Source organism: Pseudomonas fluorescens, assembly GCF_001623525.1.
Lineage (GTDB): Bacteria > Pseudomonadota > Gammaproteobacteria > Pseudomonadales > Pseudomonadaceae > Aquipseudomonas > Aquipseudomonas fluorescens_Q.
The window spans coordinates 6025288-6042533 of sequence record NZ_CP015225.1 but is presented as its reverse complement, the minus strand read 5'-3'; the positions used below and the strand labels follow the sequence as shown (position 1 = coordinate 6042533).

Here is a 17246-nt window from a genome sequence, read left to right as displayed (position 1 = left end):
AGCAAGCTCCCTCGCCACAGGGTCCGTAATCAATCCTCGGGTTAATTTCCCCCGTCACGGTTTCGTCATCTGATTAGGCCACTCTGTCGCCCTTCAAACCTGCCCGGAACCCCTCATGTTGCACGCCGAAAACCAGGATCGCCTCTATCTCATCAGCCCAAGCGACGAACAACAGAACCTCGTCGACAGCCTGTCCTTCAACGTGCAGGACCGACATTGGCTGGTGTATTGCGCCCTCGGCGGCCATCAACATGCCGACCTTCCAGAGACCGACCTGCTGACCGGGATCAGTGTGCTGGAATTCTATTCCCAGGCCGCCTGAGAACATCGCCCATAAAAAAAACCCTGTGGGGCAAGCTCCCACAGGGGTTGTGAGGTTTGTTACTTATTCAGCCAGCACTTGCCCAATGGTCGGATCCTTGAACAGCCGGGTCAGGGCATCGCTCAAGACGTCGCTGACCAGCTTGGTGTTGGTGTCCTGGTTAGGCGCCATGCCGAAACGCTGGTCCAGGGAAGCACCGTAACGACCGCTGTAGCGGCGGTTGGCGTTCTGCACGTCGGAGCGGAAGGTCGCGCCGATGGTGGCTTCGGTCACGTACATGCCTTCCTTGGGCGACTGATACTTGAGCTCGGCCAGGGTTACGGTCAGTTGCGGTGCATTCAAGGCATTGGCGGTCGGCGTGAAGCCCAGCAAACGCACGGCAGCTTCAGCCTGGGCCTGCAGCTTGGGCAGGATCTGCGCGCCCTGCACCGTGATCACACTGGTTTCCGGATACAGCCCGCCACGGGTGCCGAGCGTCGGCGACGGACGACCGTCCACCACTCGCACCACCACCGGCTGGCCACGCCCCACGGGCGCCAGTTGGGCATTGAGCTTGGGCTCCGGGTTAAGTTGTTGCGGGCTGTGGGCGCAGCCGACGAGGGTCAGACTGGTCACAGCGATCAAACCGAACAACAGGCGTTGCAACATGCTCTTCTCTCCAGAATCGGGCACAAACAGGCCGGCAGTATAGCGGTGCGCCATCGCCGTGAACTAGCGTCGCACGATGAATACTGAAATGTCTGACACGGGCCGTGGTTGCCGGTTCCTGTCACCCCATTGTCACGGTCCTTACACCGGCATGTCATAGCCCGCTGTCAGGCTTGCCCCAAGCTCCCTGACCCGGTATCCGCTCATGCGCTTCCTTATTTCCATGTTCACCCCTCGCCCTCATCACCGCAGCTTCGCCTTGCTCGATCGCAACGGCCGTTGCCAGGCGTTCAAACAGTGCAGCCTGCAACCCATGGGCGAAGGCTGGGTGGAAATCGAAGAGATCCGTCTCAACTGGCTGCACCAGCCATTGCCCGCCAGCGCCCGCGTGCAACCGCTTCCTGCCCGCGCACGTAACCGGCAGCTGTTGACCATCTGACCGGACGGCTAATAAAAGTCATTAAACACGACCATTTCCCTGCGTTTCTTCGATACAATCTCCCCCCGATTATAAGGACGTCTCCTGATCGGGCCTCGCAACACCGCTGATGCGCTGGTATTGGCACCCCGCAACGCCCACAGAGAGCCGCCCACACAGATCGAGTGAAGCTGGCGCGCTTGCTGTTCCTCCAGGCAAATCACCACTTTTCGCGAATCTGCAGAGCTGTCATTACGCTCGGTCACTGAGCTGTCTGCCCGTTTTGCCTGTCATGTACTCCATGGGGGCAACCAAAGCGGGCGCAGTGCCAGGCTGGGACAGCCCTTTTTTGAGGTTCACGTCTTCAAAAGAGCGTGAAAAAACGGGTTTTCACAACTTCACGAGAGTGTGGCGAGCAAATGAAGAGTTTTGCGTCTGAACAAGCACCATTAGCGTCTGAAACAGCCCAACGACACAGGACCGGATATCGCTCAAGAACCGGCGCCTGAAGCCTGTCCGCTACGGATTTGGTTGCACGAACGGATGTCTCGGCCATAAGTCGAATTGCCTGCCCGGCGCTTAAATGAGTTCATGTGACTCTTGAGGCCAGGCTGCATGCATCCGCAGTAGGTGCGAAAAATTGCGAAGATTCGGACATGGCGATCCTGGCCATGGATAACTGGGGCGCAACTGACCTGCCCCGCCACTCCTGGCCGCTATGCCGACAATTTGGTGCTGCAGATTTTGGAGACGCGTTAAATGGCGCATAACGAAGCAGTCGATGTAGTTCTGGTAGGGGCCGGCATCATGAGTGCCACCCTGGCCGTACTGCTCAAGGAGCTCGACCCCGCGATCTCGCTGGAAGTCGTCGAGCTGATGGATTCCGGTGCCGCGGAGAGTTCCAACCCGTGGAACAACGCCGGCACCGGCCACGCCGGGCTGTGTGAACTCAATTACACGCCCCAGGCAGCCGACGGCAATGTCGACATCAAGAAAGCCGTGCACATCAACACCCAGTTCGAGGTGTCGAAGCAGTTCTGGACGTACCTGACCAAAAAAGGCACGTTCGGCTCCTCCAAGTCCTTCATCGCCCCGGTGCCACACCTGAGCTTCGTGCAAGGCGAGAAAGGCGTGTCGTTCCTGAAGAAGCGCTTCGAGCTGATGCGCCAGCATCACGCCTTCGCCGACATGGAATACACCGAGGACAAGGCCCGGATGGCCGAGTGGATGCCGCTGATGATGCCCGGCCGGCCGGCCGATGAGGTCATCGCCGCCACTCGCGTCATGAACGGCACCGACGTCAACTTCGGCGCCCTGACCAACCAGTTGCTCAAGCACCTGACCAGCGCCCCGGACACTCAGGTCAAATACTGCAAGCGCGTCACCGGTCTCAAGCGCAACGGCAGTGGCTGGACCGTGAGCATCAAGGACGTCAATTCCGGCAGCAGCCGCGATGTCGACGCCAAGTTCGTGTTCCTCGGTGCCGGCGGTGCGGCGTTGCCGCTGCTGCAAGCCTCGGGCATCGAGGAAAGCAAGGGCTTCGGCGGCTTCCCGGTCAGTGGCCAGTGGCTGCGTTGCGACAACCCGGAAGTGGTCAAGCACCACCAGGCCAAGGTCTACAGCCAGGCCGCCGTGGGCTCGCCGCCGATGTCGGTGCCGCATCTGGACACCCGTGTAGTCGATGGCAAAAAATCCCTGCTGTTCGGGCCATACGCCGGTTTCACCACCAAGTTCCTCAAGCACGGCTCGATCATGGACCTGCCGCTGTCGGTACGTGCCGGCAACATCGGCCCAATGCTGGCCGTGGCCCGGGACAACATGGACCTGACCAAGTACCTGATCAGCGAAGTGATGCAGTCCATGGAGCAGCGCCTGGAATCCCTGCGTCGTTTCTACCCCGAGGCGAAAGCCGAGGACTGGCGCCTGGAAGTGGCCGGCCAGCGGGTGCAGATCATCAAGAAAGACCCGAAGAAAGGTGGCGTCCTGCAGTTCGGCACCGAACTGGTGGCGGCCAAGGACGGCAGCCTCGCCGCCCTGCTCGGCGCATCGCCGGGTGCTTCGGTGACCGTGTCGATCATGCTGGAACTGATCGAGCGCTGCTTCCCGGACAAAGCCAAGGGCGAGTGGGCTGCCAAGCTCGCAGAGATCTTCCCGGCCCGGGAAAAAGTGTTGGAAACCGACGCGGCGCTGTATCGCAAAATCAACGCGCAGAACAACATTGCGTTGGAGTTGGTTGAAGACAGCAAGGCTCAAAGTTACGCCTGATACTGTGTACTGATAAAAAGCCTCCCGTGCAAACAGGAGGCTTTTTATTACCCGTATTACGACTTCATACTGAACTTGACGCGTGTTCCGCCATGACGAACATAATCATCGTCATCTTCAACCTCTAGTAACTCCGCAACACAGGCACCTGCCGGTTTCGCTTCAACCCAGCGACGATAAGGCATTGTCTGTCCGTCACTCACCGGCACGCCAGGAATATGCCCGAAACTGAAATGGCAGGTGCGGTTTCCCTGGGTGTAGGTAAATGACTCCCGCTCGGCACGCGCCTGGGGCAGATAATAGGTTAGCTCCTGGCGTTCCCCAGGACTTATCGAAAAGCTGTGGCCCGCATTTTCCGGGGCCAGAGACCACGTGAAATCGCTACCCGGCACAATGACCGCTGACGTTGCGTTGAATATTTCCACATTGACGATCTCATCGAACGCATTGGAAACCGAACTTGCCAGACAGCCGATCAGGGCCAATAAACACCCGGCGATACATTTACCTTTATCTTCCATGATAAATAAAACTCCATTTAACGATTGAAATGAAACCCCTTGGTTTCAACCCAAAAGTAATGGAAATCCAGATAAAACAAAACAGCCCGAATGGTGACATAACCTTTCGGGCTTAGTTGAGTACGTCATGAAATACTGATGCAGACATTCAAACGCCGCGACGGCGCGGACATGACATTAACGCGATCAGCCACGCGCCTTATTGATCAGTTCAATGTATTCCTCGGCGTTACGCTGGTCCTGGATCAACGCCACGAAATCCTTGCCTTGCTCATCCTTGCCATTAAGGTCGTAACCGGCCTCGACGAAAAACGTCAGGAACCGCTCGAAGTCATCGACCCGCAGCCCACGGTAGGCCTTGATCAGTTTGTGCAGCGACGGCGACGTGGCATCGACCGGTTCGAAATTGAGGAACAGCTTGATCTGTTCATCGCCAATCTCGTCGCCAATCACTTGTTTCTTGTCTTTACGCATTGCCGGCTCCAGCTCGCACAGTTCACGGGGCGGGCAGTTTACCCCCGGCAGGCCTCGCGGCTCAACGCGGGCGTTCGGCACCGGTGTGCAGGTCGGCCCAGATATGACCGTTGGCGTAAGTGAGAAACTGCACATAGACCGTGTTGTTGCGCAGCAGATCGATGACCACCCGGTACTGAGCCTGAGGATAAGACAGCGTCAGGGTCTTGCTCGCCTCGTCGAAAACCGGTTTCTTCAGGCTTTTGCTTTCGCCGTCGAAGTTAAGGATCACCTGGCTGAGGGTCGCGCCCTTGTTCATCGGCTTGCCCTTGAGACGGACCAGCAAGGGCGAAGTGACCGGAATCGGTTGCTGGTTGGACTGACGCTGGTTACCCAGCACCACCGAATACTCGGTCACTTGCAGCAACTGCTGCTGTTCAGGCTGCTCCTGGCGCACCACCAGGTCATCAGGCGGTAGGAACTGGCTGTGCATCGGTGCAGCCACGACCGCCAAGGGCAGGCTGGAGATCAACAGCAAAGTAGCGCTACGGCGGATCGATACACGCATGACAAGCTCCGGGGTCTTGGCCGAGCACTCTAGCATGAGCCTGGATGGTAAAAATAACGATCCAGATCAATACATCCGCGCAACGAGCACGGCATACTCAAAGAGCCATCAGCCCCGGCCTACCGGCGCATGCCTTTGTGGCGAGGGAGCTTGCTCCCGCTGGGTGGCGCAGCCGCCCCATAATATTTCGAGCGCTACGCACTCGAGCGGGAGCAAGCTCCCTCGCCACAGGGCCAGTGCCAGTGTCCCCCTTGCGAGGAGTATTCATGTCTTTCTCCGCCCCACCGTTGTTTGCCGCCTGGCGCCAGGCCTGGCGCGCCGGTTACACCCTGGAGCGCTTGCGTGGCGACCTGGTGGCCGGGCTCACCGTCGGCATCATCGCCATCCCACTGGCCATGGCCCTGGCGATTGCCGTTGGCGTGCCGCCGCAACATGGCTTGTACACGGTGTTGGTGGCCGCGCCCTTGATCGCCCTCACCGGCGGCTCGCGCTTTAACGTCAGCGGGCCGACGGCGGCGTTCGTGGTCATCCTGCTGCCCATCACACAACAGCACGGCCTGGGCGGCCTGTTGTTGTGCACCATGCTCGCTGGTCTGATCTTGATCACCCTGGGCCTGATGCGCGCCGGACGGCTGATCCAATACATCCCCTACCCGGTGATCCTCGGCTTCACCGCCGGGATCGGCGTGGTCATCGCCACCTTGCAACTGAAGGATCTGCTGGGGTTGACCACCGTCGGGCAAGCCAAGCACTACATCGAACAGTTGGGCGAACTGATCGTGGCATTGCCCAGTGCCCGGCTCGGCGATGGCATCATCGGCGTCACGTGCCTGGCGGTGCTGTTTGCCTGGCCACGCTGGGTACCGCGGGTTCCCGGGCATTTGGTTGCCTTGCTGGTCGGGGCGCTATTGGGACTGGCGCTGGAACGCGGCGGTTGGCCGGTGGCGACATTGGGTGAGCGTTTCAGCTACATGGTCGATGGCATCAGCCACCCCGGTATCCCGCCGTTTTTACCGAGCTTCGAGTGGCCTTGGAACCTGCCAGATGGCCAGGGGCATCCCTTGACGCTTTCCTATGATCTGATCCGCCAATTGCTGGGCCCGGCCTTCGCCATTGCCATGCTTGGCGCCATCGAATCGCTGCTGTGCGCCGTGGTGGCGGATGGCATGACCGGCAGCAAGCATGACCCCAACGCCGAGCTGATCGGCCAAGGCCTGGGCAACCTCGTGGCGCCGCTGTTCGGCGGTATCACCGCCACGGCGGCCATTGCCCGCAGCGCGACCAATGTGCGCAGCGGCGCCTCTTCACCGCTGGCCGCGATCATTCACAGCCTTGTGGTGCTGCTGGCGATGGTGTTGCTGGCGCCCCTGTTCAGCTACCTGCCCATGGCAGCCCTGGCGGCGCTACTGGTGATAGTGGCCTGGAACATGAGCGAAGCCGGACACGTGTTGCATACCTTGCGCATCGCCCCGCGCAGCGACGTATTGGTGCTGCTGACCTGCCTTAGCCTGACCGTGCTGTTCGACATGGTCATGGCCGTCGCCGTCGGCCTGCTGCTGGCCGCCGGGCTGTTCATCAAGCGCATGAGCGAACTGACCGACAGCGCCGAACTGCCTCGCCACTTCCACCAGGCCCTTCTGGACATGCCCGAGCATGTGCGCTGCTACGCAATTCGTGGGCCGCTGTTCTTCGGTGCGGCAGAAAAAGCCCTGGACGTGCTGCGCAAGTTCGATCCGGGGGTGCGCGTGGTGGTGGTGGAAATGAGCGCCGTGCCCATGCTGGACATGACCGCGCTGGCTGCGTTTGAAAACATCCTGAAGGATTACCGCAAGCAGGGCATCGGCCTGATCCTGGTCGCGACGGCGCCCAGGGTGCGCCTGAAGCTGCGCCGCGCCGGTATTCATCGCGAACAGCGGCAATTGGCGTATGTGCAGACCCTGGAGCAGGCGCGGGTCAAGAGCGAGCAGTGGTTGGCTAGCGGCAGCAACGCTCATCCACGACTTGCTTGAACTGTGGCGAGGGAGCTTGCTCCCGCTGGGCTGCGCAGCAGCCCCAATTGCAGGTGGGTGCTACGCACCCAAGCGGGAGCAAGCTCCCTCGCCACAAAAGCTCCGTGCCGGCGACTGATTCGGTGCTCAGTCGAACTGGGCACGCATCCAGGCCCGGTACTCGGCGACGCCTGGCTCGCCTTCACGGGGCGCCCAGTGGGCCAGTTCGCCCTCGCCCACGGGGCGGTAGGGGCCGGCTTTGCATTCGAACATCAGGCTGTCGGCTTCCAGCACCACCAATCCGTGATACACGCCGGCCGGCAGGTCGACGCCGAGGCAATCGCCACCGGCCTGCAGGATGCGCTTGTCCACCACCGCGCCAGCTTCATCGAAGATCAATATCCCCAGCCGGCCCTTGAGCACCAGCAAGGTTTCCGCCTTGTCGGCGCTCAGATGGCGGTGCGGCGGGATGTAGGTCGAAGGCTGCAAGCCCACCGCCATGCGGTGGCACGGCTCATCCATTTCGTGGAAGTTATGGTGCTGCCGTCCGCGAGGGCTGGCCGCGGCTTTTTCGGCCAATCCATCGAACAGTGCATGATCCAGAAAGCTTGGCCGGGTCATCGACTACATTCCCTTGACGGCGAAAATGCCATTGGCGTTGCGCCAGTAACCTTTGTAGTCCATGCCGTAGCCGAAGATGTAGCGGTCGATGCACGGCAAGCCGACGAAATCGGCTTTCAAGTCCGGACGGGCCTTGCGGTCGTGGTCCTTGTCGATCAGCACGGCGGTGTGCACGGCGCGGGCACCGGCGTGTTTGCAGAAGTCGATGATCGCGCCCAGGGTGTGACCTTCGTCGAGGATGTCGTCGATGATCAGCACGTCGCGGTCGATGAACGAGACTTCCGGCTTGGCCTTCCAGAACAAGTCACCGCCGCTGGTTTCGTTGCGATAACGGGTGGCGTGCAGGTAGGACGCTTCCAATGGGAAGTTCAGATAGGTCAGCAGCTTGCCGGAGAAAATCAGCCCGCCGTTCATGACGCAGAACACCACCGGATTGGCATCGGCCAGCTGTTCATTGATTTGCGCACCGACACGGGCGATGGCCGCTTCGACTTCGGCTTCGGTGTACAGGCAGTCAGCCTCTCGCATGATTTGACGGATATGCTCGAGATCAGCGGACATGGCGCTCTCCAGGGGTGGCAGGGTTCGGAAAAGCCGGCAAAGGTACGCATCCCGCCCGGCCAGATCAAGCGTTTGTGGACTAACGTTCTGTATTGTCTATAGGACAACACCCTCGGATAGATTAATCTAGGCCGGTTTTTTTGCCCGCCGCCGGAGCCTTCCCCATGCCCATCCTCGAGATCCGCCATCCGCTGATCAGACACAAACTCGGCCTGATGCGCCGCGCCGATATCAGCACGAAGAACTTCCGTGAACTGGCCCAGGAAGTCGGTGCCCTGCTCACCTACGAGGCCACCAAGGACCTGCCGCTGGAGTCCTATGAAATCGACGGCTGGGCCGGTACGGTCCAGGTGGAGAAAATCGCCGGCAAGAAGATCACCGTGGTGCCAATCCTGCGCGCCGGCATCGGCATGCTCGAGGGCGTACTGAGCCTGATTCCAGGGGCCAAAGTCAGCGCCGTGGGTGTGGCTCGCAACGAGCAGACCCTGCAGGCGCACACCTACCTGGAAAAACTGGTGCCGGAAATCGACGAGCGCCTGGCGATGATCATCGACCCGATGCTCGCCACCGGCAGCTCCATGGTCGCCACCATCGACCTGTTGAAAAAAGCCGGTTGCCGGGACATCCGCGCCATGGTGCTGGTCGCCGCGCCCGAAGGCATCAAGGCCGTGCAGGACGCCCACCCGGACGTGACCATCTACACCGCGTCCATTGACCAGAAACTCAACGAGCACGGCTACATCATCCCGGGCCTGGGCGATGCCGGCGACAAGATCTTCGGCACCAAGCAGAAGGACGCTTGAGCATGCAGGATGAGTTCAACGATCCGCTCTGGCGCCAGGTGCTGTCCGGCGCGCAGATGCTGTTCGTCGCCTTCGGCGCGCTGGTACTGATGCCGCTGATCACCGGGCTGGACCCTAACGTGGCGCTGTTCACGGCCGGCCTGGGAACGATCCTGTTCCAAATCGTCACCGGGCGCCAGGTGCCAGTGTTCCTGGCTTCGAGCTTTGCCTTCATCACGCCGATCATCCTCGCCAAGGGCCAGTTCGGCCTGGCCGCGACCATGGGCGGCGTGATGGCGGCAGGTTTCGTCTACACCTTTCTTGGCCTGGCGGTGAAGATCAAGGGCACCGGGTTCATCGACCGGCTGCTGCCGCCGGTAGTGATTGGCCCGGTGATCATCTCCATCGGCCTGGCCATGGCGCCGATTGCCGCCAACATGGCGATGGGCAAGGCCGGCGACGGTACCGAGCTGATCCATTATCAGACCGCGATGATGATCTCGATGCCGGCGCTGCTCACCACCCTGATCGTGGCGGTGTTCGGCAAAGGCATTTTCCGCCTGGTGCCGATCATTTCCGGCGTGCTGGTGGGCTTTGCCATGGCGTTTTTCTTCGGCGTCGTGGACACCGCGAAAATCGCCGCCGCGCCGTGGTTCGCCCTGCCGGCCTTCACCGCACCGGAGTTCAATTGGCAGGCGATCCTGTTCATCGTCCCGGTGGCGCTGGCGCCGGCCATCGAGCACATCGGCGGCGTGATTGCCGTGGGCAGCGTGACCGGTCGCGACTACCTGAAAAAACCCGGTCTGCACCGCACACTGCTCGGTGACGGCATTGCCACCACCGCCGCCGGCCTGTTCGGCGGCCCGCCCAACACCACCTATGCCGAGGTGACTGGCGCGGTGATGCTAACCAAAAACTACAACCCGAAGATCATGACCTGGGCGGCGATCTTTGCCATCAGCCTGGCATTCATCGGCAAGTTCGGTGCGCTGCTGCAAAGCATTCCGGTGCCGGTGATGGGCGGGATCCTGTGCCTGTTGTTCGGTTCGATTGCGGCAGTGGGCATGAACACCTTGATCCGCCACAAGATCGACCTGGGCGAGGCGCGCAACCTGGTGATCGTTTCGGTCACGCTGGTGTTCGGCATCGGTGGTGTGCTGGTGGGCACCGGCACTGGGCCGGACGATTTCGGCCTCAAAGGCATCGCGTTGTGCGCGGTGGTGGCGATCGCGCTGAACCTGCTGCTGCCGGGCAATGACAGTTGGAAGCAGAAGAAGGCGGATGAGCCGCTGCTATAAATCAGCCTGTCCTTCTATTGTGGCGAGGGAGCTTGCTCCCGCTGGACTGCGAAGCAGTCCCGCTGTTGTGGGCGCTTCGCACCCAAGCGGGAGCAAGCTCCCTCGCCACAGGTTTTGTATTACAGCGCGATCGGCGCCCGCTCACACAGCGTGCTCAACGCCTTGGCCCACTGCGGCTCATCATTGAGGCAAGGCACCAGCACCAACTCCTCCCCTCCGGCCTCACGGAACAGCTCGCGCCCGCGATCGCCGATTTCTTCCAGGGTCTCGATGCAGTCGGCAACGAACGCCGGGCACATCACCAGCACCTTCTTCACGCCACTTTTAGCCAACTCTTCCAGGCGTGCTTCAGTGTAAGGCTCGATCCACTTGGCACGGCCCAGTCGCGATTGGAACGATACCGACCAACTACCATCCGCCAGCCCCATCTGCTCGGCAAACAGTTGCGCGGTGCGAATGCACTGGGCGCGGTAACAGGTCGCCATGACCTCCGGCGGCGCGTTCTTGCAGCAGTCGGCGTCTTTGAAGCAATGAAAGCCCGTTGGGTCGAGCTTGGTCAGGTGCCGCTCCGGCAAACCATGGAAACTCAACAACAGGTGATCGTGTTCCTGCATCAGGTACGGCTTGGCGCTGGCCACAAGGGCGTCAACGTATTCGGGCTGATCGTAGAAGGGCTGGAGAATCGAGAACTGCACATCGAGTCTCTTTTCCCGCACGACCCGCTTGGCCTCTTCGATCACCGTGGTCACGGTGCTGTCGGCGAACTGCGGATACAACGGCGCCAACGTGATCTTCTTGTGACCCTGGCTCGCCAGCCGCACCAACGCCGACTCAATGGACGGCTCGCCATAACGCATTGCCAGTTCTACCGGTCCCTGGGTCCACTGCGCGGTCATGGCCTGTTGCAGCCGGCGGCTGAGCACCACCAACGGCGAACCCTCCTCCCACCAGATCGAGGCATAGGCATGGGCCGACTGCTCGGGACGCTTGATCAGGATCAGCGACACCAGCAAGCGCCGCACGGGCCATGGCAAGTCGATGACATAAGGATCCATCAGGAATTGATTGAGGTAGCGGCGCACATCGGCCACCGAAGTGGAGGCAGGCGAACCCAGATTCACCAGAAGCAACGCGTGATCGGTCATGCAACGTCCTATTTCAAAGGCGGCTGGACAAGTCTTCCAAGGCCGCGGGCAAATCAGTGAACCGGAATGTGAAACCCGCCGCCTGCAATCGGGCCGGCGTGGCGCGCTGGCCGCCGAGCAACAGCAAGGACAGCTCCCCCAGCGCGACTTTCAACGCAAGCTCCGGCATCGGCACCACGGCTGGCCGATGCAATACATGCCCCAGGGCCTTGGCAAAATCGCGGTTGCGCACCGGGTTCGGAGCGCACGCATTATAAGGACCGCTGGCATCAAAGCGGTGCAGAAGAAAATCAATCAGGGCGATTTGATCGTCAATATGAATCCACGGCATCCACTGCCGACCATTGCCGATACGCCCGCCCAGCGCCAGTTTGAACGGCAGCCGCAGCCGCGACAAAAAGCCGCCCTCGGCAGACAGGACCAGGCCGGTACGAACCAGCACCACGCGTATGCCCAACGCCTCGGCCCGTTGCGCGGTTTCTTCCCAGGCGATACACAACTGACTGGCGAAATCTTCACTCACCGGCCCCGACTCCTCAGTCAGCTCACGCTCGCCACCGTCGCCATACCAGCCTACCGCGGAACCGGAAATCAACACCTGCGGTTTCTGCTCGCAACGCTCCAGCCACGCTAGCAAAACTTCCGTCAACGTGATGCGACTGCTCCACAACAACATCTTGCGCTTGTGGCTCCAGGGCCGGTCGGCAATCGGCGCTCCCGCGAGGTTGACCACTGCGTCCACCGGCTCGACAACCTCATCGAGCCTGGCAACGCCTCGTACATCTGCCCCACAGATTTTCGCCACCTCTTCGGGCCGGCGACTCCATACCGTCAAGCGATGTCCCTGCCCCAACCAGAGGCGGCAGAGCTGACGTCCGATCAAACCAGTACCGCCGGTCAGCAATATGTGCATGAGATGTTCCTCGCAACGCGTTTTACCCGGCCCATTAGTCTATTTTTATAAGCAGGGATTTTTCGTATCGGACAGGGTCTGTGTTTAACAATAGGACAAGCTGTCCAAACGCGAACGGTAAAACTTATACCAGAAACCCGAATTGTACAGGTTTAAACGACGGCGTAGTCTGTACAGAAAGGTAAACGAGGCCCTCATGACTGTACCTATCGCAATCATCGGCACCGGCATCGCCGGACTTTCAGCCGCCCAGGCCCTGACGGAGGCCGGGCATATCGTTCAACTCTTCGATAAAAGCCACGGCAGCGGCGGACGCATGTCGAGCAAACGCAGCGACGCCGGCGCATTGGACATGGGCGCGCAATACTTCACCGCCCGTGATCGCCGCTTTGTCACGGAGGTCCAGCGCTGGCAAACCAACGGCTGGGCGGCGGAATGGAACCCGCAACTCTACAACTTCCAGAACGGACAACTGAGCCCATCGCCGGACGAACAGACCCGTTGGGTCGGCACGCCGCGCATGAGCGCCATCACCCGCGCCTTGCTCGACAAGTTACAGGTGCAGTTTTCCTGCCGGATCACCGAGGTGTACCGCGGCCAGGAACACTGGCATTTGCAGGACGCCGAAGGTTTCACCCACGGCCCCTTCGGCCAGGTGGTGATCGCCACGCCCGCGCCCCAGGCCACCGCATTGCTGGCGGCCGTACCGAAGCTGGCCGCAGTGGCCGCCGGCGTGAAGATGGACCCGACCTGGGCCGTGGCGCTGGCCTTCGAAACACCGCTGGATACGCCCATGGAAGGCTGCTTCGTGCAGGACAGTCCCCTGGACTGGCTGGCGCGCAACCGCAGCAAGCCGGGACGCGACAACACGCTCGACACCTGGGTACTGCACGCCACCAGCGACTGGAGCCGGCAGCACATCGACCTGTCCAAGGAAGCGGTGATCGAACACCTGCACGGCGCCTTCGCCGAACTGCTGCACAGCGCGATGCCCGCACCGAGCTTCAGCGTGGCCCATCGCTGGCTCTACGCCCGCCCCGCCGGCAACCACGAATGGGGCGCCTTGGCCGATGCCGACCTGGGCCTGTATGTGTGCGGCGACTGGTGCCTGTCCGGCCGGGTCGAAGGCGCATGGCTCAGCGGCCAGGAGGCCGCACGCCGTCTGCACGCAAGCCTGCAGTAAGCGCATCCCCCATCGATATTCGCTGCTGTCGAAAGAGACAGCAGCCTGCCTGCGACACAGATTGACGTCGCCTCGCCACACAATCCGGTTGACTTGTGCACGTTCGGACCTATGATGAAAATATTGTACAGAAACACAAATCTGTACAAGATTTAGCAATCAGAGGTCGCCTATGTCCAGCACAGCCATCGCCAAACCCAGAATCGCCATCAGCGCCTGCCTGATGGGGGCTGAAGTTCGCTTTAACGGCGGGCACAAGCAATCGCAGTTGTGCAGCCGCACCCTCGTCGACTATTTCGATTTCGTGCCGGTGTGCCCCGAAGTGGCCATCGGCCTGGGTATCCCCCGGGAGCCGATTCGCCTGGTGGGCGACCCCAAACATCCCGAGGCGCTCGGCACGGTGAATCGCGAGCTCAACGCGACCCGGCCACTGGCCGACTACGCAAAGCAAATGGCTGGGGAACTGGATGACATCTGCGGCTATATCTTCATGCAGAAATCGCCGTCCTGCGGACTGGAGCGGGTCAAGGTTTACGACCACAACGGCGTGACCCAGGACGGCGGCGGCCGCGGGATCTATGCCCAGGCCTTCTGCGAACGCCATCCCGACCTGCCAGTGGAGGAAGACGGTCGCCTCAACGACCCGGTGCTGCGCGAGAACTTCCTGACCCGGGTGTTCGCCTATGCCGCCTGGCAACCTTTGCGTCGCGACGGACTGACCCGTCGCGACCTGATCGAATTCCACTCGCGCTACAAATACCTGCTGATGGCCCACAACCCAGTGCAATACAAGGCCCTGGGCAATTTGCTGGGCAACATGGGCAAGGCCGACCCCAATGAGTTGGGCCCACGCTATTTCAGCGCATTGATGGCCGCCTTGAAGAAATGCGCCACCCGTCGCACCCACACCAACGTGCTGCAACACCTGAGCGGTTACCTCAAGCGCGCCATCGACGCCGATGACAAACAGGAAGTACAGCATCTGATCGGGCAATATCGCCTCGGCATCGTGCCCTTGGTGGTGCCACTGACGTTGCTCAAGCATCACCTGCGCCAGCACCCCGATCCTTACCTGACGCAGCAGGTCTACCTGCAACCACACCCGGAAAACCTCAGCTTGCGAAACGCTATTTGATGAAGAACGAACCCGACTCCAGCGCCAGCGAAGACCTGGGAGCCGACTTTGCCAAGGCCTTGGCGCAAGGCTGGCTGCCTATACGCGAGGTCGCCCGGCAAACCGGTGTCAACGCCGTCACGCTGCGAGCCTGGGAACGCCGTTATGGCCTGATCGTGCCGCACCGTACCCCCAAGGGCCACCGACTGTTCAATGCCGACCATGTGCAACGGATCCTGAGCATTCTCACCTGGATCGACCGTGGCGTTGCGGTGAGCAAGATCAAACCTTTGCTGGACACACCGCAGCCACCGACCGAACCCACACAGGTGCCGGAGAATGACTGGCAGCGCCAGCGCCACGCCTTGGTGCTGGCGGTGACGCAACTGGCCGAGCGCCAGATCGATGACCTGGTCAACCAGGCGATGGCGCTGTACCCACCCTGGACTGTGTGCGAGCAATTGCTCTTGCCGTTGCTGGCCGAGTTGCACTTGCGCTGGCAAGGCCAGTTCGGTGCGCAGCTGGAACGGGTCTTCCTGTACTCGTGGCTGCGCAGCAAGTTCGGCAGCCGGATCTACCACAACAACCGTCAGTTGCGCGGCGCGCCACTGTTGCTGGTCAATCATTCGGACTCGCCCCAGGAGCCGCACTTATGGCTCACCGCCTGGCTGGCCAGCAGCGCCGACTGCCCGGTGGAAGTGTTCGACTGCCCTCTACCGGCCGGCGAACTGGCCCTGGCGGTCGAGCGCCTCAAGGCCCGCGGCGTCCTGCTGTATTCCAGTCACGCACTCAACCTGTCCCAACTGCCCAGGCTGCTGGGCGGAATCGATTGCCCGATCGTCATTGCCGGCCCGGCTGCGTCGATCCACCAAGCCAGGTTATCCACAGGCGTGTCGATGATTGACGTGTCCTGGGCCGAAGACCCGTTATCGGCTCACCGCGAACTGAGTCGTCGAGAACTCCTTTAGATGGAAGACAGCATGCAACTGATCTGGCTGCGCAGCGACTTGCGCCTACACGACAACACCGCCCTCACGGCGGCCGCAGCCCAAGGCCCCTGCGTGGCGGTGTACCTGACCAGCCCCGAACAATGGCGCGCCCATGACGACGCACCGTGCAAGATCGATTTCTGGTTGCGCAACCTCAGCGCGTTGAGTGCGGCCCTGGCCGAATTGAACATCCCACTGCTGATCCGCGCCGCTGCGCATTGGCACCAGGCACCGCAGGTACTGCTCAAGCTGTGTCGCGAACTGAACGTCGACGCCGTGCATGTCAACGAAGAGTACGGCCTGAATGAAACACGACGCGACGCCGAAGTCGCCCGCACGCTGAATGACCAGGGCGTTGAATTTCACAGCCACCTCGATCAATTGCTGTTCAAGCCTGGCAGCGTGCTGACCAAGACCGGCAATTATTTCCAAGTGTTCAGTCAGTTCCGCAAAGTCTGCTACAGCCGTCTGCACCTCTCATTGCCGAGCCTGGTCGCCACGCCGGCCCGGCAGGCCTCCACCGGCATTGCCCGCGACCCGGTGCCGACACAAGTCGATGGCTTCGCCCCGCCCAGCGAAGCGCTACGAGCCCTCTGGCCCGCCGGGGAAACCGAAGCCCGTCGGCGCCTGGACACCTTCGTCGACCAGCACATCGACGATTACCAAGGCGAACGGGATTACCCCGCCAGGCCCGGCACCAGCCAGCTCTCGGCCTATCTGGTGGCCGGCGTGGTGTCGCCGCGTCAGTGCCTGCACGCCGCGCTGCAAGCCAACCAAGGTGAATTCGAGAGCGGAAATGCCGGCGCTGTGACCTGGATCAATGAATTGCTCTGGCGCGAGTTTTATAAACACATTCTAGTGGGCTATCCACGCGTGTCGCGCCATCGTGCGTTTCGCCCCGAAACCGAGGCGCTGGCATGGCGCAAGGCCCCCGCAGAATTGGAAGCCTGGAAGCAAGCACGCACCGGCCTGCCGATTATCGATGCAGCCATGCGTCAAATGCTGGAGACCGGTTGGATGCACAACCGCTTGCGGATGGTCGTAGCCATGTTCCTGACCAAGAACCTGTTGATCGATTGGCGCGAAGGCGAGCGCTTTTTCATGCAGCACCTGATCGACGGCGACCTCGCCGCCAACAATGGCGGCTGGCAATGGAGCGCCTCCACCGGCACCGACTCGGCACCCTGGTTCCGCATCTTCAACCCGTTGAGCCAGTCGGAAAAATTTGACCGCGAGGGCTTGTTCATCAAGCACTGGTTACCTGAACTGAACGATCTGGACAGGCAACAGGTCCATAGCCCAAATACCCAGGGCGGCTTGTTTGGCGCCGTGGATTATCCGGCACCGATTGTCGACTTGAGCCAATCCAGGGCGCGTGCGCTGGCAGCGTTCAGAAACCTGCCAGCGCGACAGGATGCAGCCGTTGAAGGGATGGGCGATTAGCGAACACGAAATTG

18 protein-coding genes are annotated in these 17246 nt (G+C 61.2%); 10 read left to right on the top strand and 8 right to left on the bottom strand.

Annotated features, from left to right (window positions below; all coding sequences use genetic code 11):
- Window positions 1-115: 115 nt before the first annotated feature.
- The gene (locus TK06_RS26195) at window positions 116-322 is read left to right on the top strand and encodes a hypothetical protein (RefSeq protein ID WP_003185312.1); all 207 of its coding nucleotides are present in this window, start codon (window positions 116-118) and stop codon (window positions 320-322) included.
- 63 nt (window positions 323-385) lie between these two features.
- Here TK06_RS26195 and TK06_RS26190 read toward each other — a convergent pair whose 3' ends face one another.
- The gene (locus tag TK06_RS26190) at window positions 386-970 is read right to left on the bottom strand and encodes a YajG family lipoprotein (protein ID WP_003205489.1); all 585 of its coding nucleotides are present in this window, start codon (window positions 968-970) and stop codon (window positions 386-388) included.
- Window positions 971-1175: 205 nt separating this feature from the next.
- Between TK06_RS26190 and TK06_RS26185 the strand changes: the two genes are divergently transcribed.
- Both TK06_RS26185 and mqo read left to right on the top strand, forming a co-directional pair.
- Window positions 1176-1409 (top strand): hypothetical protein, encoded by a 234-nt coding sequence (locus TK06_RS26185; RefSeq protein ID WP_063324404.1) that lies wholly within the window; start codon window positions 1176-1178, stop codon window positions 1407-1409.
- Window positions 1410-2147: 738 nt separating this feature from the next.
- Window positions 2148-3653, top strand: a complete 1506-nt coding sequence (gene mqo / locus TK06_RS26180) for a malate dehydrogenase (quinone) (RefSeq protein WP_063324403.1) — start codon at window positions 2148-2150, stop codon at window positions 3651-3653.
- A 56-nt stretch (window positions 3654-3709) separates the two neighbouring features.
- Here the strand turns inward: mqo and TK06_RS26175 are convergent, their stop codons facing one another.
- From TK06_RS26175 to TK06_RS26165, 3 genes are all read right to left on the bottom strand, one after another.
- A complete protein-coding gene (locus tag TK06_RS26175; RefSeq protein WP_063324402.1) occupies window positions 3710-4174 on the bottom strand; it encodes a hypothetical protein in 465 nt (154 codons plus the stop codon).
- A gap of 186 nt (window positions 4175-4360) precedes the next feature.
- Window positions 4361-4648, bottom strand: a complete 288-nt coding sequence (locus TK06_RS26170; RefSeq protein ID WP_063324401.1) for a PA4642 family protein — start codon at window positions 4646-4648, stop codon at window positions 4361-4363.
- Between the two features lie 61 nt (window positions 4649-4709).
- On the bottom strand, window positions 4710-5195 hold the full coding sequence (locus tag TK06_RS26165; protein WP_063324400.1) for a hypothetical protein: 486 nt from the start codon (window positions 5193-5195) through the stop codon (window positions 4710-4712).
- Between the two features lie 266 nt (window positions 5196-5461).
- Here TK06_RS26165 and dauA point away from each other — a divergent pair, with 266 nt between their 5' ends.
- Complete coding sequence (dauA, locus tag TK06_RS26160; protein WP_063324399.1) at window positions 5462-7204, top strand: C4-dicarboxylic acid transporter DauA; 1743 nt, start codon at window positions 5462-5464, stop codon at window positions 7202-7204.
- A gap of 126 nt (window positions 7205-7330) precedes the next feature.
- Here dauA and TK06_RS26155 read toward each other — a convergent pair whose 3' ends face one another.
- Window positions 7331-7804 (bottom strand): WbuC family cupin fold metalloprotein, encoded by a 474-nt coding sequence (locus TK06_RS26155; protein WP_063324398.1) that lies wholly within the window; start codon window positions 7802-7804, stop codon window positions 7331-7333.
- Window positions 7805-7807: 3 nt separating this feature from the next.
- Window positions 7808-8365, bottom strand: coding sequence for a hypoxanthine-guanine phosphoribosyltransferase (locus TK06_RS26150; protein WP_053125250.1), 558 nt, complete (start codon window positions 8363-8365; stop codon window positions 7808-7810).
- Between the two features lie 164 nt (window positions 8366-8529).
- On the opposite strand from TK06_RS26150, the gene upp reads away from it, so the two are divergent.
- On the top strand, window positions 8530-9168 hold the full coding sequence (upp, locus tag TK06_RS26145) for a uracil phosphoribosyltransferase (protein ID WP_003185330.1): 639 nt from the start codon (window positions 8530-8532) through the stop codon (window positions 9166-9168).
- A gap of 2 nt (window positions 9169-9170) precedes the next feature.
- On the top strand, window positions 9171-10445 hold the full coding sequence (locus tag TK06_RS26140; protein WP_063324397.1) for a uracil-xanthine permease family protein: 1275 nt from the start codon (window positions 9171-9173) through the stop codon (window positions 10443-10445).
- Between the two features lie 119 nt (window positions 10446-10564).
- Here the strand turns inward: TK06_RS26140 and hemH are convergent, their stop codons facing one another.
- Together hemH and TK06_RS26130 are read right to left on the bottom strand one after the other, a co-directional pair.
- A complete protein-coding gene (gene hemH / locus TK06_RS26135; protein ID WP_063324396.1) occupies window positions 10565-11590 on the bottom strand; it encodes a ferrochelatase in 1026 nt (341 codons plus the stop codon).
- 13 nt (window positions 11591-11603) lie between these two features.
- Window positions 11604-12503 (bottom strand): TIGR01777 family oxidoreductase, encoded by a 900-nt coding sequence (locus tag TK06_RS26130; RefSeq protein ID WP_063324395.1) that lies wholly within the window; start codon window positions 12501-12503, stop codon window positions 11604-11606.
- A gap of 196 nt (window positions 12504-12699) precedes the next feature.
- Between TK06_RS26130 and TK06_RS26125 the strand changes: the two genes are divergently transcribed.
- The 4 genes from TK06_RS26125 to phrB all read left to right on the top strand — a co-directional run bounded on the left by TK06_RS26125 (window position 12700) and on the right by phrB (window position 17232).
- Entirely contained in the window at window positions 12700-13686 is a 987-nt protein-coding gene (locus tag TK06_RS26125; RefSeq protein WP_063324394.1) for an NAD(P)/FAD-dependent oxidoreductase, read from the top strand.
- Between the two features lie 172 nt (window positions 13687-13858).
- Window positions 13859-14821, top strand: a complete 963-nt coding sequence (locus TK06_RS26120; protein ID WP_063324393.1) for a YbgA family protein — start codon at window positions 13859-13861, stop codon at window positions 14819-14821.
- Window positions 14821-15768: a MerR family transcriptional regulator gene (locus tag TK06_RS26115; protein ID WP_063324392.1), complete on the top strand. Its 948-nt coding sequence runs from the start codon at window positions 14821-14823 to the stop codon at window positions 15766-15768. Before TK06_RS26120 ends, TK06_RS26115 begins: the two co-directional genes overlap by 1 nt.
- A gap of 12 nt (window positions 15769-15780) precedes the next feature.
- Complete coding sequence (gene phrB / locus TK06_RS26110; RefSeq protein ID WP_063325223.1) at window positions 15781-17232, top strand: deoxyribodipyrimidine photo-lyase; 1452 nt, start codon at window positions 15781-15783, stop codon at window positions 17230-17232.
- The last annotated feature ends 14 nt before the right edge of the window (window positions 17233-17246 follow it).